The sequence below is a fragment of the Streptomyces sp. NPDC088554 genome (assembly GCF_044752945.1).
GTDB lineage: Bacteria > Actinomycetota > Actinomycetes > Streptomycetales > Streptomycetaceae > Streptomyces.
Genome location: NZ_JBIVMF010000010.1, coordinates 124,463 through 146,032, shown reverse-complemented (window position 1 = coordinate 146,032; position 21,570 = coordinate 124,463). Strand labels below are relative to the sequence as shown.

General features: G+C 73.3%; 21 protein-coding genes and 1 pseudogene. 12 read left to right on the top strand and 10 right to left on the bottom strand.

Features of this window, described 5'->3' with window-relative positions:
* Positions 1–47 precede the first annotated feature (47 nt).
* Positions 48–824: a peptidoglycan-binding protein gene (locus ACIP8W_RS14275; protein WP_401955590.1), complete on the top strand. Its 777-nt coding sequence runs from the start codon at positions 48–50 to the stop codon at positions 822–824.
* Positions 825–837: 13 nt separating this feature from the next.
* On the opposite strand, the gene ACIP8W_RS14270 is transcribed toward ACIP8W_RS14275, so the two are convergent.
* The 6 genes from ACIP8W_RS14270 to ACIP8W_RS14245 form a co-directional block, all read right to left on the bottom strand.
* Positions 838–1,332, bottom strand: coding sequence for a hypothetical protein (locus ACIP8W_RS14270; RefSeq protein ID WP_402203128.1), 495 nt, complete (start codon positions 1,330–1,332; stop codon positions 838–840).
* 224 nt (positions 1,333–1,556) lie between these two features.
* Positions 1,557–2,786, bottom strand: a complete 1,230-nt coding sequence (gene rocD / locus ACIP8W_RS14265) for an ornithine--oxo-acid transaminase (protein ID WP_402203126.1) — start codon at positions 2,784–2,786, stop codon at positions 1,557–1,559.
* Positions 2,783–3,598 carry a dimethylargininase gene (gene ddaH, locus ACIP8W_RS14260; RefSeq protein WP_401955587.1) on the bottom strand — a complete coding sequence of 272 codons (816 nt, stop codon included), beginning with the start codon at positions 3,596–3,598 and terminating at the stop codon, positions 2,783–2,785. Before ddaH ends, rocD begins: the two co-directional genes overlap by 4 nt.
* 106 nt (positions 3,599–3,704) lie before the next feature.
* Positions 3,705–4,235 (bottom strand): Lrp/AsnC family transcriptional regulator, encoded by a 531-nt coding sequence (locus ACIP8W_RS14255; protein WP_401955586.1) that lies wholly within the window; start codon positions 4,233–4,235, stop codon positions 3,705–3,707.
* Positions 4,236–4,379: 144 nt separating this feature from the next.
* On the bottom strand, positions 4,380–4,757 hold the full coding sequence (locus ACIP8W_RS14250; protein WP_401955585.1) for an SH3 domain-containing protein: 378 nt from the start codon (positions 4,755–4,757) through the stop codon (positions 4,380–4,382).
* Between the two features lie 80 nt (positions 4,758–4,837).
* Complete coding sequence (locus ACIP8W_RS14245; RefSeq protein WP_401955584.1) at positions 4,838–5,788, bottom strand: squalene/phytoene synthase family protein; 951 nt, start codon at positions 5,786–5,788, stop codon at positions 4,838–4,840.
* Positions 5,789–5,947: 159 nt separating this feature from the next.
* On the opposite strand from ACIP8W_RS14245, the gene uppS reads away from it, so the two are divergent.
* The gene (gene uppS / locus ACIP8W_RS14240) at positions 5,948–6,733 is read left to right on the top strand and encodes a polyprenyl diphosphate synthase (RefSeq protein WP_401955583.1); all 786 of its coding nucleotides are present in this window, start codon (positions 5,948–5,950) and stop codon (positions 6,731–6,733) included.
* A gap of 70 nt (positions 6,734–6,803) precedes the next feature.
* A complete protein-coding gene (locus ACIP8W_RS14235) occupies positions 6,804–8,186 on the top strand; it encodes an oxygenase MpaB family protein (RefSeq protein ID WP_401955582.1) in 1,383 nt (460 codons plus the stop codon).
* 15 nt (positions 8,187–8,201) lie between these two features.
* On the opposite strand, the gene ACIP8W_RS14230 is transcribed toward ACIP8W_RS14235, so the two are convergent.
* The 3 genes from ACIP8W_RS14230 to ACIP8W_RS14220 all read right to left on the bottom strand — a co-directional run bounded on the left by ACIP8W_RS14230 (position 8,202) and on the right by ACIP8W_RS14220 (position 10,855).
* Positions 8,202–9,029, bottom strand: a complete 828-nt coding sequence (locus ACIP8W_RS14230; RefSeq protein WP_402203123.1) for a hypothetical protein — start codon at positions 9,027–9,029, stop codon at positions 8,202–8,204.
* The gene (locus ACIP8W_RS14225) at positions 9,026–10,288 is read right to left on the bottom strand and encodes a glycosyltransferase family 4 protein (protein WP_402203121.1); all 1,263 of its coding nucleotides are present in this window, start codon (positions 10,286–10,288) and stop codon (positions 9,026–9,028) included. Before ACIP8W_RS14225 ends, ACIP8W_RS14230 begins: the two co-directional genes overlap by 4 nt.
* Before the next feature lie 102 nt (positions 10,289–10,390).
* The gene (locus ACIP8W_RS14220; RefSeq protein WP_401955579.1) at positions 10,391–10,855 is read right to left on the bottom strand and encodes a MarR family winged helix-turn-helix transcriptional regulator; all 465 of its coding nucleotides are present in this window, start codon (positions 10,853–10,855) and stop codon (positions 10,391–10,393) included.
* Positions 10,856–11,102: 247 nt separating this feature from the next.
* Between ACIP8W_RS14220 and ACIP8W_RS14215 the strand changes: the two genes are divergently transcribed.
* From ACIP8W_RS14215 to ACIP8W_RS14180, 8 genes and pseudogenes are all read left to right on the top strand, one after another.
* Complete coding sequence (locus tag ACIP8W_RS14215; protein ID WP_402203119.1) at positions 11,103–11,900, top strand: CoA transferase subunit A; 798 nt, start codon at positions 11,103–11,105, stop codon at positions 11,898–11,900.
* Entirely contained in the window at positions 11,900–12,544 is a 645-nt protein-coding gene (locus ACIP8W_RS14210) for a CoA transferase subunit B (RefSeq protein WP_401955577.1), read from the top strand. The genes ACIP8W_RS14215 and ACIP8W_RS14210 overlap by 1 nt, the downstream gene beginning before the upstream one ends.
* Before the next feature lie 8 nt (positions 12,545–12,552).
* Complete coding sequence (locus ACIP8W_RS14205; RefSeq protein WP_401955656.1) at positions 12,553–13,755, top strand: thiolase family protein; 1,203 nt, start codon at positions 12,553–12,555, stop codon at positions 13,753–13,755.
* A gap of 46 nt (positions 13,756–13,801) precedes the next feature.
* On the top strand, positions 13,802–14,581 hold the full coding sequence (gene pcaH, locus ACIP8W_RS14200) for a protocatechuate 3,4-dioxygenase subunit beta (protein ID WP_401955576.1): 780 nt from the start codon (positions 13,802–13,804) through the stop codon (positions 14,579–14,581).
* Positions 14,581–15,138 carry a protocatechuate 3,4-dioxygenase subunit alpha gene (gene pcaG / locus ACIP8W_RS14195; RefSeq protein ID WP_402203116.1) on the top strand — a complete coding sequence of 186 codons (558 nt, stop codon included), beginning with the start codon at positions 14,581–14,583 and terminating at the stop codon, positions 15,136–15,138. Before pcaH ends, pcaG begins: the two co-directional genes overlap by 1 nt.
* Positions 15,135–16,544, top strand: coding sequence for a 3-carboxy-cis,cis-muconate cycloisomerase (gene pcaB, locus ACIP8W_RS14190; RefSeq protein ID WP_402203114.1), 1,410 nt, complete (start codon positions 15,135–15,137; stop codon positions 16,542–16,544). The genes pcaG and pcaB overlap by 4 nt, the downstream gene beginning before the upstream one ends.
* A gap of 44 nt (positions 16,545–16,588) precedes the next feature.
* Positions 16,589–17,728, top strand: coding sequence for a 3-oxoadipate enol-lactonase (pcaD, locus tag ACIP8W_RS14185; RefSeq protein ID WP_401955573.1), 1,140 nt, complete (start codon positions 16,589–16,591; stop codon positions 17,726–17,728).
* A 139-nt stretch (positions 17,729–17,867) separates the two neighbouring features.
* Positions 17,868–18,255: pseudogene (locus tag ACIP8W_RS14180) on the top strand (aldehyde dehydrogenase family protein); the annotation flags it as partial.
* 174 nt (positions 18,256–18,429) lie between these two features.
* Here the strand turns inward: ACIP8W_RS14180 and ACIP8W_RS14175 are convergent.
* Positions 18,430–19,617: a 4-hydroxybenzoate 3-monooxygenase gene (locus ACIP8W_RS14175; protein ID WP_402152554.1), complete on the bottom strand. Its 1,188-nt coding sequence runs from the start codon at positions 19,615–19,617 to the stop codon at positions 18,430–18,432.
* Positions 19,618–19,831: 214 nt separating this feature from the next.
* On the opposite strand from ACIP8W_RS14175, the gene ACIP8W_RS14170 reads away from it, so the two are divergent.
* A complete protein-coding gene (locus tag ACIP8W_RS14170; protein ID WP_401955571.1) occupies positions 19,832–21,520 on the top strand; it encodes an IclR family transcriptional regulator C-terminal domain-containing protein in 1,689 nt (562 codons plus the stop codon).
* The last annotated feature ends 50 nt before the right edge of the window (positions 21,521–21,570 follow it).

Here is a 21,570-nt window from a genome sequence, read left to right as displayed (position 1 = left end):
CACGGGCCGTCCATCAGCGTTCGGAACAGACAGTTGAAGGAGGCCGGGTGACCCCCTCATCCGATCAGCGGCAGCCGGCCCGGCGTGCGGTGATCGAGCCGACCCATGTCATCCGCAAGCGGCGGCCCAAGCCCCTGTCCGACTTCAGTGAGCTCTTCCGGCCCGAGGAACCGGCGCCCGAGGAGCAGGAGGACGGCAGGGGCGAGGGCTGGGAGCGGGTGCCCGTCGCGGAGCGGACCGCCACGACGGCGCCCCAGGCCAAGGCCAGGACCAGGGCCGCCGATCCCGCCACCGAGGAGTTTCCGCCCTTCCCCCGGCAGCCGCCGGACGGGCGTCGGCCGGGCCCCGGCCGCTCCGCGCGCTACGGCCGCCGGGGGTGGAGCGGCCGGGCCGCCGTCGTCACGGTGGCCGGGGCGGCGGTGGCCGGCTTCGGTATCGCGCTGGCCCTCACCTGGGGCGGTACGGACGAGCCGTCCCGGGCCGCCGTGGTCCCCCCGCCGGCCCCGGCCGCCCCGTCCAGCCCTCCCGTCAGCGCACCGCCGACCACCGCGCCGCCCACCACCGCCCCGCCCGTCGCCCCGCCGCCGACCCCCGTCGCCCCCGACGTACTGCGGCAGGGAGACACCGGACCGCAGGTGAGCGACCTCCAGGAACGGTTGCTGCGCATCCCCGACGTGTACACGGGCGGCACCGTCACCGGCGCCTATGACGCCACCCTCACCGAGGCGGTCGGCCGCTTCCAGCTCTGGTACGGCATCCGCGGTGACGAGACCGGTGTGTACGGCGATGACACCCGCCGCGACCTGGAGTCCCGTACCGGCTGACACTCCCGCGCCGTCACTTCTCGTCGGCGGCGTCGGCGTCGGCGTCGGCGTCGGCTGCGGGCAGCATCCCGCTGGCACGGGCGATGGCTTCCAACTCCGCCTCGTCGCTGTTGCGCCGGGCCGCCTTGGCGTTCAGCTCCTCGCGCATCGTCCGCAACCGCTCGGGGTCGGCGGCCACCTCGGGCGGCACCAGGGTCAGGGCGCCCCTGGCGTGTTCGCCGTCGCCCAGATCGGCGACGACATGGTCGGCCCGGTCCTCGTGGCCGGGCTCCATGGCGCCGATCAGACCCATGATGGTGAGCATCTCCCGCTGTACGTCGGGGGTGAACAGCTCCCGTTCCTCGTCGTCCATCTGGAGGCGCACCGTGCCGCCGCCGTGTTCGGCCCACATACGGACGACCTCCATGAGGAGTCTGTACTGCGGTGCGGGCATCCGCGCCTTGAGCGTCTCGATATAGAGGCCGAGCCGCAGCCTCGGTACGTCCTGGTCATCGCTGTCTTCGTTCACGGGGCCTCCCGGGGCCGTGGGGACGACAGGCCGGGGACGCCCGGACGCCCACCGCGTCCGGGCCTGGCGGCCTTCGGGCGATCCGTACCCATCATGACCACCGTGTCACCCGCCCACCAGGGCCCGTGAGTTGCCGTTCCGGCAAAAATCTTGTACGGCCACCGAGACCGACAGGCTGCTGGTGGAGGCGCCGCGCGCGCTGCCCGCCCCGGCCGGGCCCTGACTCAGCCCAGCACCCGGGCCAGCGCGTCGAGCGCCGTCTCCAGCTCCTCGCGGGTGATGGTCAGCGGCGGGGCGAGCCGGATGGTCGAGCCGTGGGTGTCCTTGACCAGGACGCCTTCCCCGGCCAGGCGTTCGCCGATCTCCCGGCCGGTGCCGAGCGCCGGATCGATGTCGACACCGGCCCACAGTCCCCGGCTCCGGTGGCCCGTCACACCCCGGCCCACCAGCGCGGTCAGCCCGTCGGCGAGCACCTCGCCCAACTCCCGGGCGCGCCGCTGGTATTCACCGGTGTTCAGCAGGTCGACCACGGCGGAGCCGACGGCCGCGGAGAGCGGGTTGCCGCCGAAGGTGGAGCCGTGCTCGCCGGGGCGCAGAACGCCCAGGATCTCGCGGCTCGCCAGCACCGCGGAGACGGGGACGATACCGCCGCCGAGCGCCTTGCCGAGGAGGAGCATGTCGGGAAGCACGTTCTCGTAGGCGACGGCGAGGGTGGTGCCGGTGCGGCCGAGCCCCGACTGGATCTCGTCGGCGATGAAGAGGGTGCGGGTGCGCCGGGTCAGCTCGCGGACGCCCGCGAGATAGCCGTCGGAGGGGATCAGCACCCCGGCCTCGCCCTGGATCGGCTCGATGAGCACGGCGGCGGTGTTCTCGTCGATCGCCTCCTCCAGGGCGGCGAGGTCGTCGTACGGCACGAGGCGGAAGCCCGGGGTGAACGGGCCGAAGCCGGTACGGGCCACCGGGTCGTCGGAGAAGCTGACGATGGTCGTCGTCCGGCCGTGGAAGTTGCCCGCCGCCACGATGATGGTGGCCCGGCCGGGGGCGACGCCCTTGGTCTCGTACGCCCATTTGCGGGCAACCTTGACCGCGCTCTCCACGGCCTCGGCGCCGGTGTTCATCGGCAGGGTCATCTCCAGGCCGACCAGCGCGGACAGCCCTTCGGCGAAGCCGGCGAGCCGGTCGTTGTGGAAGGCGCGCGAGGTGAGGGTGACCGCGTCGAGCTGGCGCTTGGCGGCCTCGACGAGGGCGGGGTGGCGGTGGCCGAAGTTGAGCGCCGAGTAGCCGGCGAGCATGTCGAGGTAGCGGCGCCCCTCGACATCCTCGACCCAACTGCCCTCGGCGCGCGCGACGACCACGGGCAGCGGATGGTAGTTGTGCGCGAGGACGCGCTCGTCCGCGCGGATCAGTTCCGCGGAGGTACGGGCGGGGGCGACGGCCGCGGTGGTGTACGTCATGGGCTACGGACCTCCTGGGTGCAGCACTTGATTCCGCCGCCCGCCTTGTGGAACTCGGACAGGTCGACGGGTACGGGGACATAGCCGCGCCGGGCGAGCCGGTCGATGAGACCGGTGGACCGGGGCGCGATGATCACATGGCGGCCGTCGGAGACGGAGTTGAGCCCGAAGGCCATGGCGTCGTCACGGGTGGCGGTCACGGCGTCGGGGAAGAGCCGGGCCAGGACCTGTCGGCTGCCGGGCGAGAACGCGCCGGGGTAGTACGCGATGTTCTCGTCGTCCAGGGCGAACAGCGCGGTGTCCAGGTGGTAGAAGTACGGGTCGACGAGCCGGAGGCTGACGGTCGGCACCCCGAAGAACTCCTGTGCCTCCTGGTGCGCCGGAACCGTCGTACGGAAACCGGTGCCCGCCAGCAGGAGTCCGGCCACCGGGACGAGATCCCCCTCGCCCTCGCAGACCTGCTCGGGTTCGTATGTCTCGAACCCCTCGGCCTTGAACCAGGTCGCGTACGCGCCCGCCTCGGGCCGCCGCTGCGCGGCGTGGAAACGGGAGCGCAGGACCTTGCCGCCCAGGACGAGCGCGGCGTTGGCGGCGAACACCATGTCGGGCAGGCCCGCGACGGGTGCCACGCTCTCCACGGTGTGGCCGAGCGCGCGGTAGGTGCGGATCAGCGTCTCCCACTGGGCGCCGGCCCGTGCGGTGTCGACCGGTATGCCCTCGCTCATCCAGGGGTTGATCGCGTAGCTGACGTCGAAGTGGGCGGGCGCGCAGGTGAGGTAGCGCCTGGGCCGGGAGACGCGTACGGGCTCCACTCGGCCTCCTCTCGTGGGCGATGCCTCAACGATAGGAAGCGGAACGGAGCGTGATCAAGGATCAGGAATTGCGTGTACGCGCAAGAGTGTTGCGTCGCGGGGCAGGTCAGCGGCGATTCGTTTCATCCGGGCCGACGGGCAGCGCCGGGCGGCGGCCGGGCGGCACGGCGGGGCTGCCCGCCTCCGGGCTGCCGGGGAGCAGATGGGTCAGGGCGATAAAGCTGTTGGTCCTGGTGACGAAGGGCTCGGCCCTGATCCGCTCCAGGACTTCTTCGAAGTGCTGGATGTCAACGGCCCTGATGTGCAGCAGGGCGTCGGCCCCGCCGGTCACGGTGACGGCGGCCACCACCTCCGGGTGGTTCCGCGCGACTTCGGCGAGGCGCCGGGGCGGGGCCGCCGCGTCACAGAAGACCTCGACATACGCCTCGGTGCGCCAGCCGAGGGCGGCCGGCCGGACGATCGTGGTGAAGCCGGTGATCACCTCGGCCTCCCGCATGCGGTCCACCCGGCGTTTGACCGCGGGCGCCGAGAGCCCGATCGCCTGGCCGATCTCGGTGAAGCTGGTTCGGGCGTTCGCGACGAGCGCGGCAAGGATCTGCCGGTCGAGAGTGTCGAGCACCGGCTGCTGATACGGCATGGAAGCCTCCCTGATCACCCGCGATGGGGTGATCGTAATGCCGTCCTCCGCGCGCGTACGACGGACGCCCGCCGCCGTCCCCACCGGCCGGAGCGGAGGTGGGGACGGCAGCGGGCGCATCGGATGCCCGTCAGGGCTCGGCTGTCAGTGCGCGCAGGGGCGCACGTACGACAGGTTCTGGACGTACCGGGCGGCGACATAGCCGTGCGGCGCGTCCGCGAGCCGGTACCAGACGGTGTTGCCGTCCACGTTCTGGCCGGTGACCTTGCAGGACAGGGTGACGATCGCGCCCGGCTGGAGCAGGCCCAGGGACCGGGAGTCGGAGGTCGCCCTCTCGCGGATGTTGAGCGCGACCCGTGAGACGACCTTGCCCTTGGGCAGCGCCACGGGCAGTTGGGCCGTGGCCGGGACCGGGTCGGGACCCGTCGCGGTGGCGGGTGTCGCGGCCAGCGCGCCGGGAGCGGCGAGCAGGACCACGGTGAGCGCGGCGGCCGCGCGGGAGGCGATGTGACGCATGCGCATGGTTTCCTCATTTCCCCGTTTTGGGTGGTACCTCCTTATGACATGCCGGAGAAGACACCCGCCAGAGAGAAACGGATTCCTCACCCGGATGAGGCATATTCCGGAGCAGGTGAGTCCGTTCGGCTCTTTCCGCGGTGGCGCAGCAGAATGGCGAGGGCCGCCGGGATCCGGGGCCGCACGCCACCGCCGAGCAGCCTGGGTCCGCGCGCCTGGGCCTCGTGGAGCAGATGGGCGTAGACATCCAACTGGGCGGCGACCATGGGCGCGTAGAGCGCCGGGACCCCGGCCACGGCGGGTCGCGCGGCGGCGAGGTCGGTCCAGCACTTGGCGGCGGTACGGGCCAGCAGCGCCCGGACCCGCGCCGTGGCACGCCCCTGGCGCAGGTCCTCCGGCCGTACGCCCGCCTCCCGCAGGTCGGAGCGCGGCAGGTAGAGCCGCCCGGACGCCAGGTCCTCGGCCAGGTCGGTCAGAAAGTCGATCCGCTGGACGGGCGCGGCCACCAGCCGGACGCTCTTCCGCAACCGCTCGTCGGACTCGTCGGGGCCCGCGAGGACCGCGCCGATCAGCAGCAGTCCGGGCAGCGTGTACTCCTCCACGTACGCACCGAAGTCCGCCTCCCGTTCGAAGCCGTTGAAGTGCAGGTCGGCGGGGGCCGCGCGCAGGAAGTCGTCCACACGGCCGAGCAGTCGCGGATGCGTGCGGGCGGCGTGCCACAGCGGGCCGAGCGTCCCGGCGGGCGCCCGGGAGGAGACCAGCACGCGCCGGACCCTCTTCTCGTACGCGGCGAACCGGGCGGCCCGCAGTGCGACGGGGGCCCGGCCGTCCTGGTCCAGCAGTTCGTCGCAGGTGTGCATGAACGACACCGCGGCCACCACATGCACCGCTGTCGCGGGCGGCAGCAGTAACCGCAGGGCCGCGTACTGGGCGGGAGCGTACCGGGCCAGTGCGCGCGCCTGCCGGGTGAACTCCTCGCGCAGGAGCGGATCGCGCACCCCCGCCCCGGTCAGCCCGCGCCGCCATCCCCTCATCATCCTGATCTCCCTCGCTCGGCACGGGAGTTGGCCGCGCGCCCGCGTTCCGACGATCTCCGCGAACCACAACCACCCCCCAACTACCTGATGTTACTATCGCGGTACGGAGAGTATCCGACGTGTCCGGTCGCGGACGCACCGGCCGTCGAAGGTGAGCCCGTGGTCGTCCCTTCTGTACCCGCTGCCCCTGTACCCGCTGATCCCCGAGGGCTGTGCCCGGACGGCGGTCCCCCGCCGATCCCCGAGGGCCGGCTGCCCGGCCATGTCGCCGTGGTGCTCGACGGCAACGGCCGCTGGGCGACCGGGCGCGGGCTGCCCCGTACCGAAGGGCACCGGGCGGGGGTGGGGGCCGTGCTGGACACCGTCGACGGCGCCCTCCAGCTCGGGCTGCGCCATCTCTCGCTCTTCGCCTTCTCCACCGAGAACTGGCGCAGGAATCCGCCGGAGGTCGCCGAAGTCATGCGGCTGATCGGCGTGTTCGTGACGGAGCACGGGGAGTGGCTGGACCGGCAGGGGGTCCGGGTCAGCTGGTCGGGCGGGCGGGGCCGGATGGCCACGGCGCTGCTCGGCCGGCTCGACGCGATCGAGGCGCGGACCTCGGGCAACTCCCGGCTGGAGATGACCGTCTGGCTCAACTACGGCGGCCGCGACGAGCTGTGGCAGGCGGCCCGGCGGCTGGCGGCGGACAGCGCGGCCGGACGGATCGATCCGGACCTGATCGACGCGCGGACCTTCGCCGGGTATCTGTACCGGCCGGATCTGCCCGATGTCGACCTGTTCATCCGTACCTCCGGCGAGCAGCGGCTGAGCAACTTCCTGCTCTGGCAGAGCGCCTACGCCGAACTGCTGTTCACCGAGACCCTGTGGCCCGACTTCGACCGCCACGACCTGTGGGCGGCGGCGGTGGCGTACAGCAGACGCGACCGGCGGTTCGGCGGTCACTGAAGCGCGCGTTCCACCGGGTCGCCCCTCCCGCACCGGTAAGCCTTACCCGTACCAGAAACGGACTGCATTCATGAGCGACACTCCCCTCGTCCCGGCCGGTCCGCTGCCGGGGCCCGGCTCGATCGCCTGGCGGTATGTCGGACGGTGGCGGCTGCTGACCGTCCTGGGCCGGGCCCTGCTGCTGGAGACGGCCCATCCGGTGGTGAGCGCGGGTGTCGTCGAGTTCTCCACCTACCGCCCCCATCCGTGGCGGCGGGCCCAGCAGACCCTGCTCAGCCTCCAGCGGATCGTCTATCTCGATGTCCGGGGCCGGGAGAAGGAGGCCGCCAGGCTCACCCGGCTGCACCGCCACATCAAGGGCGTGGACCGTACGGGCTGCCCCTTCGACGCGCTCGATCCGGAGGCGATGGCCTGGGTCCATCTCACCCTGTTCGAGGCGGTGGTGACGATGTGCCGGGCGGGCGGCGATCCGCTCGGTGCCCGCCACGAGGAGCTGCTGTACGAGGAGTGGCGGGCCTGCGGCCGGGTGATCGGGCTGGACGACGACGTGCTGCCCGCGACCGTCGCCGACTTCTGGGAGTACTTCGACCGGGTCACCCGGGAGCGGCTCGACGCGACCGAGGGCGTGCGCGCCCTGATCGCCTCCCTGTCCGCCGACTTCCCGCCGCCGCAGCGGCTGGACTTCCTGCCCGCCCCCGTCTGGCGGGCGCTGCGCACCGCCGGGGCCCGCGCGTATCTGGAGATCACGGCGGCGCTGCTCACGCCGGAGCTTCAGGACCGGCTGGGGCTGCGACCGGGCGCGGCCGGGGCGGCGCTCGCCTCGGCGGTCTGCCGGGGCGCCACACTGCTGGACCGGCTCGCGCCGCTGCGGCTGCGCTACATGCCGGTGGCCGCCGCCGCGATCGACACCGAGCGGCAGCTCGCGCGCAGTCTGCGGCGCAGGGCCTCCCGTCCCGTACCGGACAGTCCCGAGCTGTTCGACCGGATCCTGGACCAGACCGGCGACGGGTTCGTCAGCTGGGCCGATCTCGCGGCGGTGGCACGGGTGGTGGCCGGCCGGCTGGAGCTGGACGAGGTGGCGGAGACCGCTCTCTACGACGCCTTCCACACCTGGTGGCAGGAGCTGCGGGCGACCGCCGACACCAACGGCGACGGCCTGATCGACCGGGCGGAGTACGCGCGCGCGGCCCACGCGGGCGAGGCGTTGCGGGCCGCGATGGACACCGTGGCCGCGGCGGTCGACCGGGACGGCGACGGTTTCGTCGAGCAGGCCGAGTACGCCCGTCTCCTCGGCGGTGGAGCCTCCCCGCCGGAGCTGCTGGCGGGTTTCCGGCAGCTGGACGCCGACGGGGACGGCCGGGTCACGGTGGCGGAGTTCGCCGTCCGGCTCGGCGCGTTCTTCGCGGGCCGCGAGGGCTCCCCGGTGGGGCGGCATCTGCTGGGCCGGGCCTGAGTCCCGGCCGGGCGGTCAGCCTCCGCCCACGTCCACGGCGAGGTCGTTGTCGACGGTGTAGTACGGGCGGACACTGACACCGTCGCGTGTGACGGCCGGGTAGACGAAGACCTCCTTGCGGTCGGCCAGGTCGTCGAGGAGCCGGCCGACCCTGATCCGGGGCGCGTCGGCCGTCGGGCGGATGAAGATGTCCCAGATCTCGCGTGCGGTGCCGTGCCCGGCGAGCAGGCCGGCGTAGTCCGCGGTGAAGGAGAAGCCGCGCCGTCCCTCCGGGGTCAGCGCGCTCTCCCGTACGGGGCCGCCCTTGCCCCGGCGTACCAGCAGCACCGTCGCCCCCTTCCCGGGCGAGGCGCCGAAGAGCCGTCCCCGGACCGTCAGCGCGCGGCCGTCGAGCCGGACCGTGTCGACCTCGGCGTGAGTGGCGCGCAGCCAGGTCCGGACCGCGAGATAGCCGTCCTTGGTGGCGTACGGGATACGGACGGCGAGCGGTGCGGGCCGGTCGGCTGCGGGGTCGGGGGCCGCGGTCAGCGCGCGCAGGTCGCGACGGCCGGGAAGCAGCCGGCGGCGCGGTGCGCCGGGCGCGTCCATGACGTAGGTGTCCCACCGGCCCTCGGCGAGCACCGGTTCCACGTCCAGTACGGTCCGCCAGGTGCCCGGGGCGCCGTCCCCGTCCGGTTCCAGGTCGAGGAGGTGTCCGCCCTCCTCGGAGGCGCCTTTCCCGGGGCGCTGCCGCAGAAAGAGCTGGGGCCGGGTGGCGGAGGGAAGGTCCAGCCGTACGGAGAGCCGGCCCGCCGGGTCGACGGCGCAGTCGGCCCGGGGGGGCTCGGTCGGTTCGGGGTTCATCGGCGTACCTTCCGTACGGTTCTCAGCAGGGCGCCGGCCGCCGTCAGGGCGATGTCCCTGGCGGCGTGGCCCCGGCTCACCAGAGGGTGGTCCACGGGCTCGGGTCCCCGGGCGTCCGGCCCGGCGGTCTTGGCCGCCAGGGCGTCCGCGAAGAGCCGCTCGGCCTGTTCCACCACGGGGCCGGGGGCGAAGCGCCGGGAGTTCGCCAGGGCCGCGCGGCCCATGCGGCGGCGCGTCTCGTCGTCCCGTACCAGCTCCAGCAGGGTGGCGGCCAGGGCGTCCCGGTCGCCGACGGGGACCAGCCTGCCGTCCTCCCCGTCCTTGATGATCTCGGCGGGGCCGTGCGGGCAGTCGGTGCTGACGACGGGGAGCCCGCAGCGCATCGCCTCGACGATGGTCATGCCGAAGGGTTCGAAGTCGGAGGTGACCGCGCCGATCGAGCCCTTGACCCATTCGGCCTCCATGGGGATCGCCGCCCCCATCAGGAAGACATGGTCGTAGAGGCCGAGTTCCTCGATGAGCGCGCGCAGCCGGTCGCGCTCCTCGCCCGTGCCGTACACCCGCAGCCGCCAGTCGGGGTGGGCGGCGGCGACCGTCGCGAAGGCCCGGATGAGCAGGTCGTACCGCTTGACGTGGACCAGCCGTCCGGCGGCGACCACGAGGCGTCCGGTGCCGTCGGCGGGTGGCAGGACGGGGTCGGGGACGCTGTTGGGCAGCGCCTCCACCCGGACCCCCGGGAGCCGTGTCTTGCGCCGGTAGGCGGCCGCGTCGGCCTCCGTGACGGTGGTCAGCACGTCCAGCTCGGGGTAGACACGGCGCAGTACGGTGCGCAGGCGCGGGGAGTGGTGGTCCAGGGTCAGGTGTTCCTGCCCGACGCGTACGATCCGGCGCGGGGCCTGGAGCGCCAGATGGACGTTGAGGCCCGGCCGGGTGCCCACCACCACGTCGGCGTCCGTCGTGCGCAGGAAGTCGCCGATGCGCCGGTCGGTCAGCTCGCTGTACTGCGGATAGCGGCGCTCCGCGGCGGGGAAGACCCGGGACGGGAGCAGCTGCGCCGGGTCGTCCTTCTCGTGCCGCAGGTCCACCAGGGGCCGCAGCCGTACCCGGGGGTCCGGGGTGAGGGCCGGTCTCTCCCGGTGCCGGAAGGTGGAGACGATCTCCACCTCGTGGCGCTCGGCGAGCGAGCGGGCCAGGTTGAAGGTGGTGGTGATCGTCCCCCCGATCCCGTACGCATTGTGGATAAGGAAGGAAATCTTCATGGAGGGGTAGACCCCTTCGGTGTGTCGCGCGTTCCCCGCGTTACCCCTTCGTAAGACAACCTTACGAACCTGGGCGGTGGCGCGCAGCGCGGGGCGGCGGCGTCAGGGCACCCGCACGGTCCCCGCCGCCGGGTCGCGCAGCCCCTCCGCCGCGTCCGAGACCCGTCGGAGCAGGTCGAAGAGGACCGTCTGCTCCTCGTCGGAGAGCGGCCCCAGGAACACCTGGTTCATCCGGGCCGTGCGGACCGTGAGCCTGCGATGGGTGCGGGCGCCGTCCTCGGTCAGGCGCAGCAGGAAGCGCCGCCCGTCCTGCGGATCGCGGGTCTTGCCGAGCAGACCGCGGCGGTCGAGCCGGCTGATGACCTCGGCGATGGTGGAGCGGTCCAGGCCGACCCGCTCACCGACGGTGCGCTGATCGAGGCCCGGTTCGGCCACGAGCGCGTTGAGCACGGCGAACTGCGGCGAGGTGATCTCCTCCGAGACCATGGCGTTCCACAGGAGGTGGTGCGCCTGCTGGAGCCGCCGGGCCAGATGCCCCGGGTGCGTGGTCAGGTCCACCGCCGGCATAGGTGCTCCTCGCTTCCGGGGATACCGGATTTTTTAGTATGTGTACGGAGCGATACTCGTGTATCCCCCTCCTCAGTGTCGAGGGGAGGGATCTTATCCTCCCTTGTTTTCCAAGCACCTTGACGAGCGGGCGGCCGAGTGGCAGCGTGGGCGAAACCTCGCCGAAATAGTCAGTGCCCTGATTAATTGAAGGCACGGAACTTCACTGATGGGTGCGGGGCGCCCGGAAGAGATGGGGACTCCACACATGGACAAAGTTGTCGGATCGGCTGCCGAGGCGGTGGCCGACGCCCGGGACGGAGCGTCGTTCGCCGTGGGCGGCTTCGGACTGAGCGGCGTGCCGAACGAACTGATCAGAGCGCTGCACGCGGCGGGGGTCTCCGGTCTCGCCGTGGTGTCCAACAACTGCGGCGCGCTGGACTCCGGGCTGGCGGTCCTGCTGGCGGCGGGCCGCATCTCCCGGGTGACCGGCTCGTACATCGGGGCGAACAAGGAGTTCGCCCGGCAGTATCTGGCCGGTGAGATCGAGGTCGAGCTGATCCCCCAGGGCACGCTGGCCGAGCGGCTGCGGGCCGGCGGCTGCGGGATACCGGCCTTCTACACCCCGGCCGGGGTCGGCACCCAGGTCGCGGACGGCGGACTGCCCTGGCGCTACGACGGGCGGGGCGGGGTCGCGCTCGCCTCCCCGCCCAAGGAGGTCCGCGCGTTCGACGGCACCCCGTACGTACTGGAGCGCGGTATCCGTACCGACTTCGCACTGGTACGGGCGGCCAAGGGCGACCGGCACGGGAATCTGGTCTTCAACAAGTCCAGCCGGAACTTCAACCCGCTCGCCGCCATGGCGGGCCGGGTCACCATCGCCGAGGTCGAGGAGCTGGTGGAGCCGGGCGCGATCGATCCGGACGAGGTGCATCTGCCCGGCATCTTCGTCCAGCGTGTCCTCGCCCTCACCCCCGAGCAGGCGGCCGACAAGCGGATCGAGCGGCGCACGGTCTCCGCCCCCGGAACGGCCGACGGCACTACGCAGGGGAAGGTGTCCGTCTGATGGCCTGGACCAGGGAGGAAATGGCCGCCCGCGCGGCCCGCGAACTCACCGACGGCAGCTATGTCAACCTCGGCATCGGACTGCCGACGCTGATCCCCAACTACCTCCCCGCCGGGGTCGAGGTGGTGCTGGAGTCGGAGAACGGCATCCTCGGGGTCGGTCCCTACCCCACCGAGGACCGGGTCGACCCGGATCTGATCAACGCGGGCAAGGAGACCGTCACGGTCCTGCCCGGCGCCTCCTACTTCGACTCCGCGCTCTCCTTCGGGATGATCCGCGGCGGCCACATCGACACCGCCGTGCTCGGCGCCATGCAGGTCTCCGCCCGTGGCGACCTGGCCAACTGGGCGGTTCCGGGCAAAATGATCACTGGGATCGGCGGGGCGATGGACCTGGTGCACGGCGCCCGTACCGTCATCGCCGTCATGACCCACACCGCCAAGGACGGCGCTCCCAAGATCCTCGACGAGTGCACCCTGCCGCTGACCGGCCGGGCGTGTGTGAACCGGATCATCACCGACCTCGGCGTCCTCGACGTCACCGACGGCGGACTGGTCCTGGTGGAGTGCGCCCCGGGCGTGTCCGCCGCCGACATCGAGAACAGGACCGCCGCGAAGGTCCACCACCCCGAGGGAGTCCGCTGATGCCGCAGCTGCGCGAGGTCTATGTCGTCGACGCCGTCCGCACCCCCATCGGCAAGTACACCGGCGCGCTGGCGGGGGTACGCCCCGACGATCTGGGCGCCCACGCGATCCGGGAGCTCCTCGCCCGTACGCCCGCGTTGGATCCCGCGCTGATCGGCGACGTGTACTTCGGCAACGCCAACGGCGCGGGCGAGGAGAACCGCAACGTCGGCAGGATGGCGGGGCTGCTCGCCGGGCTGCCCGTCACCGTCCCCGGGGTCACTGTCAACCGGCTGTGCGCCTCCGGCCTCGAAGCGGTCGTCCAGGCCGCGCGCGCCATCGCGGTCGGGGACCTGTCCGTCGCGGTGGCGGGCGGCGTCGAGTCGATGACCCGCGCCCCCTACGTCCTGCCGAAGAACGACCGGCCCTTCCCCGCCGGGCACACCGAGTTGTACTCCACCACGCTCGGCTGGCGCATGGTCAACCCGAGAATGAACCCGCAGTGGACCGTCCCGCTCGGGGAGAGCGCCGAACTCATCGCGGAGAAGCACGGCATCACCCGCGAGCAACAGGACGCCTACGCGCTCGCCAGCCACCGGAAGGCGTCGCGGGCCTGGCAGGACGGCCTGTTCGACGCGGAGGTGGTGCCCGTTCCCGTACCGCGGCGCAAGGGCGATCCCGTACTGTTCGACCGGGACGAGTCGGTACGCGCCGACACCTCCGCCGAGGCCCTGGCCCGGCTGAAGCCGTCCTTCCGGGAGACCGGCGGCACCGTCACCGCGGGCAACGCCTCGCCGCTCAACGACGGCGCGGCGGCGCTGCTGCTCGTCGACGAGGAGGGGCTGCGGGCGACCGGCCGCGAGCCGCTCGCCCGGATCTCCGCCACCGGTGTCTCCGCGACCGAACCGCACTACTTCGGGCTCGCCCCGGTCGAGGCCGTCCGCCGCGCGCTGGCCAGGGCGGGCCGTACCTTCGCCGATCTCACCACCCTCGAACTCAACGAGGCGTTCGCCGCCCAGGTCCTCGGCTGTGCCGCCGAATGGCCCGAGCTGGACCCGGCGGTCCTCAATCCGCGCGGTGGCGCCATCGCCCTCGGCCATCCGCTCGGCGCCTCGGGCGCCCGGCTCGCCGGGGCCGTCGCCCACCAGCTCGCCCGGCAGGGCTCGGGCACCGGAGTGGCCACCCTCTGCATCGGCGTCGGCCAGGGGCTCGCCCTCGTCCTCGAACGCTGACCCGTATCCGCGTACTCACGTATCCCGCGTACTCCCGGAGCGTCCCATGACATCCCCTGTGACCAGCACTCCCCTGCCCGACGGGCTGAGCCAGCGCGACATCGACGCCGAAGTCGCCAAGGCGCGGGCCGCGTCGGCCGGCGGGAACCATCCGCCGCGCGACTACCCGCCGTACCGCAGCAGCCATCTCCGCCACCCCAAACAGCCCCTGATACCCCTGCGGGACCCCGAGGCGGTGGAGCTGTCGGGGCCCGCGTTCGGGGTCACCGACATCACCGCGCTGGACCGCGATCTGACCCGCCAGCACCTGGGCGAGCCGCTCGGGGAGCGGATCACGGTCTCGGGACACGTCCTGGACCGCGCCGGACGGCCGGTGCGCGGGCAGCTCGTCGAGCTGTGGCAGGCCAACGCCTCCGGGCGCTACGCCCACCAGCTCGATCAGCACCCGGCTCCGCTGGATCCGAACTTCACCGGGTTCGGGCGGTGTCTGACGGACGACGAGGGCGGCTACTCCTTCACGACCGTCAAGCCCGGCGCCTACCCGTGGCGCAACCATGTCAACGCCTGGCGTCCGGCCCATATCCACTTCTCGCTGTTCGGTACGGCGTTCACCCAGCGGCTGGTCACCCAGATGTACTTCCCGGGCGACCCGATCTTCCCGTACGACCCGGTCCTCCAGTCGGTGACCGACGAGTCCGCGCGGCAGCGCCTGGTCGCCGCGTACGACCACGACCTGTCCGTCCCCGAGTGGTCCCTCGGCTACCGCTGGGACATCGTTCTCGACGGCCCGTCCGCCACTCTCTTCGAGGAAGGCCACGACCTCTGATGTCCTTCGCCCCCACCCCCTCCCAGACCGTCGGCCCGTTCTACGGGTACGCGCTGCCCTTCCCCGGCGGCGGCGAGGTCGCCCCGACGGGCCACCCCGACACCCTCACCGTGCACGGTCATGTGTACGACGGCGCCGGGAACCCGGTCCCCGACGCGATCGTCGAGACCTGGCAGCCCGCCCCCGACGGATCCCGTACGGGACGGCCCGGCTCACTGCGGCACGACCCGGTGACCGGCCGGGTCATCGGCCGCAACGGCGTCGACTTCACCGGCTTCGGGCGGATACCCACCGACGCGGACGGACACTGGGCGATCCGTACCCTGCCGCCCGGCGGGGTGCCGTACCTGTCGGTCGCGGTCTTCGCCCGGGGGCTGCTCCACCACCTGTACACGCGCGCCTATCTGACGGATTCGGGCGACGCGCTGCTGGAGTCGCTGGACGCGGACCGCCGTGCCACCCTGATCGCCCGTGCCGAGCCGGGCACACCGCACACGTACCGTTTCGACATCCGCCTTCAGGGCGAAGGAGAAACGGTCTTTCTGGAGTTCCTGTGAGCGACCCCGGACAGTTGCCCGACGACGGTGACGTCCTCGACAGCGGGCTGCTCGCTCCCGGGCGGGCGGGCACCCCGGCCGAAGCCGCGACCGGCGACAGCGCCTTCCTGCGGGCGATGCTGGACGCGGAAGCCGCGCTGACCCGGGCCCAGGCGGGCCTGGGGCTGGCGCCCGCCCGGGCGGCGCGGGCCGTCACCGAGGCGGCGGGGACGGGCCGGTTCGACGCCCGTGACCTCGCGCTGCGGGCGCGGGCCGGGGGCAATCCGGTGATCCCGCTGGTGGCCGACCTCACCGCGGCCGTGCCACCGGAGGCCGCGCCCTATGTCCACCGGGGCGCGACCAGCCAGGACATCCTGGACACGGCGGCCATGCTGGTCGCCGCGCGGACGCTCGCGTCCGTCCTGGCCGACCTGGACCGGGCCGAGCGGGCGCTGGCGCGGCTGGCCGCCGACCACCGCGACACGCCGATGCCCGGCCGGACGCTGACCCAGCACGCCGTCCCGACCACCTTCGGGCTGAAGGCGGCGGGCTGGCGGAGCCTGGTGCTGGACGCCCGCGACCGGCTGCGGGCGGTGCGCGCCACCCTCCCGGCCCAGCTGGGCGGCGCCGCGGGCACCCTGGCGGCCTTCGGGAGCTCCCCGGACGGGCCCCCGGCCGGGGAGGACACCGGGCTGCTGCTGACCGCGGCCTTCGCCCGGGAACTCGGCCTGGCGGAACCGGCGCTGCCCTGGCACACCCTGCGCACCCCGCTCGCCGATCTCGCGGCGGCGCTCGCCTTCACCGCGGGCGCGCTGGGCAAACCGGCCGTGGACGTCCTCGTCCTGTCCCGTACCGAGATCGGCGAGCTGTCCGAGGGCGCGGGCGGCGGCTCCTCCGCGATGCCGCACAAGGCCAATCCCGTACGCGCCACGCTGATCGCCGCGGCGGCCCGCCGCGCGCCCGGCCTCGCGGCCACGCTCCACGGGTCGATGGCCGCCGAGGACGAACGCCCCGCCGGGGCCTGGCACGCCGAGTGGGAGCCGCTGCGCGATCTGCTCCGGCTGGCGGGCGGCGCGGCGCACGACGCGGCGGAACTCTTCGAGGGGCTGCGGGTCCATCCGGAGGTGATGTACGCGCATCTGGGCCTCACCCAGGGGCTGATCGTCTCCGAACGGCTGGCCGCCGTGCTCTCGCCGCTGCTGGGCCGCGCCCGTGCGCAGGCGCTGCTGACCGAGGCGGCGCGGCGGACCCGTACCGAGAACAGACCGCTGGGGCACCTGCTGGCGGAGCTGCTCGCGGCGGAGCCCGCTCCCGGGGATCCCGAGGCCGCCGGCGCGGCGGAGCTGGATCTCGCGGAACTCACCGACCCCGCCCACTACACCGGCTCCGCCGCGGCCCTCACCGACCGCGCCCTGGAGCGACGTTGAGCCCCGAGAAGCCCGTGGGGCAGGACCGGACAGGAAGCCGACCCATGAACGTGAAGCCGCCGTACCACCGCGTCGAGGGCCCCGAGAGCGCGCCCCCGCTCATCCTCGGCCCCTCCCTGGGCACCTCCACCGCCCTGTGGGACCGGGTCGCGCCCGAACTGTCGGTCACCCACCGGGTCGTGCGCTGGGATCTGCCCGGTCACGGCGGGTCGCCCGCCGATCTGATCGCCCCCGGCGCGACGGTCGCCGATCTGGCGGAGCTGGTCCTGACGCTCGCCGACACGCTGGGTCTGGAGCGGTTCGCGTACGCCGGGGTCTCGCTCGGCGGCGCGGTCGGGCTGCATCTGGCCGCGCACCACCCGGAGCGGCTCCGGAGCCTGGCCGTGGTCTGTTCCTCGGCGCACTTCGGCGGCCCCGGGCCGTGGGAGGAGCGGGCCGCTCTGGTACGGCGGGAGGGGCTGGCCTCGCTGGCCGAGAACGCGCCGGGACGGTGGTTCACCCCCGGGTTCACCGTGCCGGAGCTGGTCGAGGGGCTCCGGAACACCGATCCGGCCGGGTACGCGGCGTGCTGCGACGCGCTGGCGGCGTACGACATCCGCGCGCTGCTGCCGGACGTGGCCGTGCCCACCCTGGTCGTCGCGGGCCGCGAGGATCCGGCGACCCCGCCCGCGCACGCCCGGGAGATCGCCGACGCGGTGCCCGGCGCCACGCTCGTCGAGCTGGCGGGCGCCTCGCACCTGGCGCCCGCCGAGCGCCCCGAGGCCGTGACCGGCGCGCTGCGCGCCCACTTCCGCGGGGACCCGGCCGCCGGGATGCGGGTGCGCCGTGAGGTGCTCGGCGATACGCATGTGGACAGGGCGCAGTCCAGGACGACCCCCTTCACCGCCCCGTTCCAGGACTTCATCTCCCGTTACGCGTGGGGCGAGATCTGGACCGATCCGACCCTCACCCGCCGTGAGCGCAGCATGGTCACGCTCACGGCGCTGATCGCCCACGGCCACTACGACGAGCTGGCGATGCATGTACGGGCGGCCCGCCGCAATGGTCTGACGCCCGAGGAGATCGGCGCGGTGCTGCTCCAGAACGCGGTCTACTGCGGTGTCCCGGCGGCGAATTCGGCGTTCGCGGTGGCGCAGCGGGTACTGGCCGAGGAGGCGGCTCCCGGCGCCCCCGAACAGCCCTGACCAGGGCGGGGGAGAAGCGTCCGCACGGCCATTGACATGATCCAGGACAGGCTGGAAACTCACGCCATCCTGGACGTGAGTTCACTTGGCGAACGGCTGCTGTGCCCGTCAACGCGGCTGCCGCTCTGCCCTGTTGCCGGTATCTACCGTCTGCGTGCTGACCGGCATCCCCCGGGACGCGGACCTCCACCACCAGGAGGCGTTCGGCCCGCTGTCGTCATCACCCCGTTCGCCGACGACGCGCCGTCGCGCCGGCCAACGACGCCGGGCACGGGCTGTCGGCCGGGATCATCACCGAGAACGGGACCCGGGGGCTGCGGGTGGCCCGGGGGATCCGTCCGGGCATCGTCCACATCAACGGCCAGTCCGTGGCCGACGAACCGCAGGCGCCCTTCGCCGGCTGCCGCGCCAGCGGCTACGGCCGGTTCGGCGGCCAGTGGGGGCTGGATGCCTTTTCCGAGACCCGCTGGGTCGCTCTCGCGACCCAGCACGCGCGCTTCCCCTTCCAGGGTCTGTCCGACAAATAGCGTCCGGCTCGCGGCGTCCGGCACACACTCCCCCGGCTGCCTCCCCCGGACTCCGTCCGGGGGTACCCCCACCGCCTGGCGATCGCACGCACCGGACGCCGCGAGCCCCGCGCCAAGGAGCGGACGGCGCTATGTGCCAGACAGGCCCCGGTTCGTCCCCGGACGGGGCACGGGTCAGCCGATGGGCGGGCCCACGTAGTTCTCCGCGAGTTCGGCGGAGGCGTGCGGGGAGGTCGCGATCCGGTCCAGCTGGGAGATCTGCAGCCGGGTCTCGAAGTCCGACTGGTCCGGATCGGTGTGCAGGGTGCTGGTCATGAAGTACGAGAAGTGCTCGGCGCGCCACACCCTGCGCAGACAGCTGTCCGAGTACGCGTCCAGCAGCCGGGCCGAGCCGTGCGCGTACCGCTCGGTGAGGGCGGCGGCCAGTACGGTGACATCGGCGACCGCCAGATTGAGCCCCTTGGCGCCGGTGGGCGGGACGATATGGGCGGCGTCGCCCGCGAGGAAGACCGCGCCGTAGCGCATCGGTTCGGTGACCGAGCTGCGCATGGGGAGGACCGCCTTCTGGGTGATCGGGCCGCGCCGGAGCTTCCAGTCGCCCTCGACGGCGAACCTGGCGTCCAGCTCGTCCCAGATCCGCTCGTCGCTCCAGTCGGCCGGGTCGGTGCCGTTCGGTACCTGGAGGTAGAGGCGGGAGACGGTCGCGGAACGCATGGAGTGCAGGGCGAAGCCACGCGGTGAGTGCGCGTAGATCAGCTCGTCGCAGGAGGGCGGCGCCTCGGCCAGCACGCCCAGCCAGGAGTACGGGTAGACCCGTTCGTACGTCGTGCGCACCGACTCCGGGACCGACCGGCCGGTGACCCCGTGGAAGCCGTCGCAGCCCACCACGTAGTCGCAGGTGAGGGTCTGTTCGCCGCCGTCGAGTCCATAGCGGACGACGGGCCGTTCGGTGTCCGCCCCCTCGACGGCGAGGACCTGCGCGCCGAAGGCGACCGGAATGCCGTCGGCCAGGTTGAGCGCGATCAGGTCCTTGACCACCTCGGTCTGCGCGTACACCCGGACGCGGCGGCCACCGGTCAGCCCGGGAAAGTCGATCCGGTGCGTACGGCGGTCCCAGCGCAGCTCGATCCCGTCGTGCGCCATCCCCTCCCGGTCCAGCCGGCCGGCCGCGCCGCAGGAGCGCAGCACGTCGACGGTGGCCTGCTCCAGGATCCCGGCGCGCTGGCGCTGTTCCACGTACGTCCGGTCACGGCTCTCCAGGACGACGCAGTCGATCCCGGCCCCGCGCAGCAGCCGGGCCAGCAGCAGACCGGCCGGACCACCGCCGACGATGCCCACGCGGGTGGAGGAGGGGATCCGCATGCCGATGCTCCTTGCCATGGATGTACCGCGGACGCGCCGGGAAAGCGCCATCCGCGCTGTTCGCTTAATGAACTATCCTTCACATTCTCTGGGAGAGTGTGATCCCGGACCTCGGCCCCTGTCAACGGGCGGTCAACGGGCAGGCCGCCGACCAGCGGCCCTGTCGGCCCCTGCCGGTACCGTTCACCTGGCACGACAGAACTCAGGAGGCCCCATGCCGCGCACCGCGACATCCGCCCAGGACGCCGTACTGTCCGGGGAGTCCTCCGGCACCCTGGAACGGGGACTGACCGTCGTGCGCCGGCTCGCGGAGGCCCCGGAGTGCCGACTGCGCCCCGGCGACCTCGCCCGTACGACGGGGCTGGCCCGCGCCACCGTCGACCGGATCGTCACCACCCTGGTACGCCTCGGCTATCTGCGCGCCGAGAGCCACGACGTACTGCTCGCCCCCCGGCTGCTCGAACTGGGCAATGCCTACCTGGCCTCCAACGGGCTGCCCGACGCGGTGGACGCCCTCGCCCTGCGGCTGGCCGACCGGCTCGACGAGTCGGTGTCGGTCTGTGTACCCGACCGGGACGGGGCCCGCTTCGTCACCCAGATCCCGCGCCGCCGCGCCCTGGCGATCTCCTTCCGTACCGGCGATCTGCTGCCCGCCGAACGCTGCGCGCCCGGCGCGCTGTTCGCCGCCGACTGGGGCGAGGCGGGCTGGGAGCTGTGGCGCGCGCGGCTGCGGAGCGACAGCGACGGTACGGGCTTCCCCGCCCTCCCGGCGCGGCGGCCGGCCCGCGCCCCCGGGCAGGAGGCGGACTTCGAGAGCCGGGTCGGCCGGGCACGCTCCGCCGGCTGGGCCCTCGACGACCAGCTCATCGAGCCGGGGCTGCTGGCCGTGTCGGTGCCGGTGCGCGGCCGGGACGGCAGCGCGGTCTGTTCGGTGAGCGTGATCAGCCACACCAGCAGACACACCACCGCCAGTCTCGCCGCGCGGGCGCTGCCGGGGCTGCGGGTGTGCGCGGCGGACATGGAGGAGGCCATCGCCGCGCCGGTGACCGGCCCGGCGGCGCCCGTCGTACCGTCCGCCGCGCCGTCCACGGCGGCGTATCTGCGGGCCACCAAGGACGAACTGGGCCCCGACTTCCTCCAGTCGCTCGCCCGCGGTCTCGCCGTGCTGGCCTCGCTGCGCGCGCCCGGCGGGCTGACCCTCTCCGCCACCGCCGAGGCCACGGGGCTGGCCAGGGCGACCGCCCGGCGCGCCCTGCTCTCCCTGCGGCAGCAGGGCTATGTGGCCGTGTCACCGGACGGGCAGCGCTTCACCCCGCTGCCGCGCGTCCTCGAACTGGGGTACGCGGCGCAGTCCCGGCTCACCTTCGACCAGATCGTGATGCCGCATCTGATCGGACTCGTCCGGCGCGTCCATGACTCCGCCACGGTCGCGGTGCTCGACGGCGACGAGATCCGGTACGCCGCCCGGGTCGCCGCCAGCCGGATCATGGGGGTCGACCTCGGCGCCGGGACCCGGCTGCCCGCCCACGCCACCGCGCTGGGCCGGGTGCTGCTCGCCGGGGAGCCGGCCGCCCGGCTCTCCCAGGACGGGCCACGGCCGTACACCTCGCGCACCCTCACCTCGGCGGCGGCGCCCACGGCCACGGTCGAGGCGGTGCGGCGGGACGGATACGCCCTGGTGGAGCAGGAGTTGGAGGAGGGGCTGCGGTCGGTCGCGGTGCCGGTGCGCGACCGTACGGGCCGGGTCGTCGCCGCGGTGAGCGTGGCCGCGCACGCGGCGCAGCGCAGCGGCGAGGCGCTGCGTGAGGAGGTGCTGCCCGAGCTGACGCGGGCGGCAGCCGATATCGAGGCGGACCTCGCGGCGGTCACCGAGCGGCAGCCGCTGCCACCGCCGCTGTCCTGACCCGTACGGGTGCGCGTGGGCCGCGCGCGCCGTACGGGCGGTCGGGTGAA

What these genes read in the sequence shown, in the direction of transcription:
- rocD (WP_402203126.1), bottom strand. Translation starts at nt 2,786, where the DNA reads ATGACGTACACCACCGCGGCCGTCGCCCCCGCCCGTACCTCCGCGGAA.
- ACIP8W_RS14255 (WP_401955586.1), bottom strand. Translation starts at nt 4,235, where the DNA reads ATGCCGTATCAGCAGCCGGTGCTCGACACTCTCGACCGGCAGATCCTT.
- ACIP8W_RS14250 (WP_401955585.1), bottom strand. Translation starts at nt 4,757, where the DNA reads ATGCGCATGCGTCACATCGCCTCCCGCGCGGCCGCCGCGCTCACCGTG.
- ACIP8W_RS14245 (WP_401955584.1), bottom strand. Translation starts at nt 5,788, where the DNA reads ATGATGAGGGGATGGCGGCGCGGGCTGACCGGGGCGGGGGTGCGCGAT.
- ACIP8W_RS14235 (WP_401955582.1), top strand. Translation starts at nt 6,804, where the DNA reads ATGAGCGACACTCCCCTCGTCCCGGCCGGTCCGCTGCCGGGGCCCGGC.
- ACIP8W_RS14230 (WP_402203123.1), bottom strand. Translation starts at nt 9,029, where the DNA reads ATGAACCCCGAACCGACCGAGCCCCCCCGGGCCGACTGCGCCGTCGAC.
- ACIP8W_RS14225 (WP_402203121.1), bottom strand. Translation starts at nt 10,288, where the DNA reads ATGAAGATTTCCTTCCTTATCCACAATGCGTACGGGATCGGGGGGACG.
- ACIP8W_RS14220 (WP_401955579.1), bottom strand. Translation starts at nt 10,855, where the DNA reads ATGCCGGCGGTGGACCTGACCACGCACCCGGGGCATCTGGCCCGGCGG.
- ACIP8W_RS14215 (WP_402203119.1), top strand. Translation starts at nt 11,103, where the DNA reads ATGGACAAAGTTGTCGGATCGGCTGCCGAGGCGGTGGCCGACGCCCGG.
- ACIP8W_RS14210 (WP_401955577.1), top strand. Translation starts at nt 11,900, where the DNA reads ATGGCCTGGACCAGGGAGGAAATGGCCGCCCGCGCGGCCCGCGAACTC.
- pcaH (WP_401955576.1), top strand. Translation starts at nt 13,802, where the DNA reads ATGACATCCCCTGTGACCAGCACTCCCCTGCCCGACGGGCTGAGCCAG.
- pcaG (WP_402203116.1), top strand. Translation starts at nt 14,581, where the DNA reads ATGTCCTTCGCCCCCACCCCCTCCCAGACCGTCGGCCCGTTCTACGGG.
- pcaD (WP_401955573.1), top strand. Translation starts at nt 16,589, where the DNA reads ATGAACGTGAAGCCGCCGTACCACCGCGTCGAGGGCCCCGAGAGCGCG.
- ACIP8W_RS14175 (WP_402152554.1), bottom strand. Translation starts at nt 19,617, where the DNA reads ATGCGGATCCCCTCCTCCACCCGCGTGGGCATCGTCGGCGGTGGTCCG.
- ACIP8W_RS14170 (WP_401955571.1), top strand. Translation starts at nt 19,832, where the DNA reads ATGCCGCGCACCGCGACATCCGCCCAGGACGCCGTACTGTCCGGGGAG.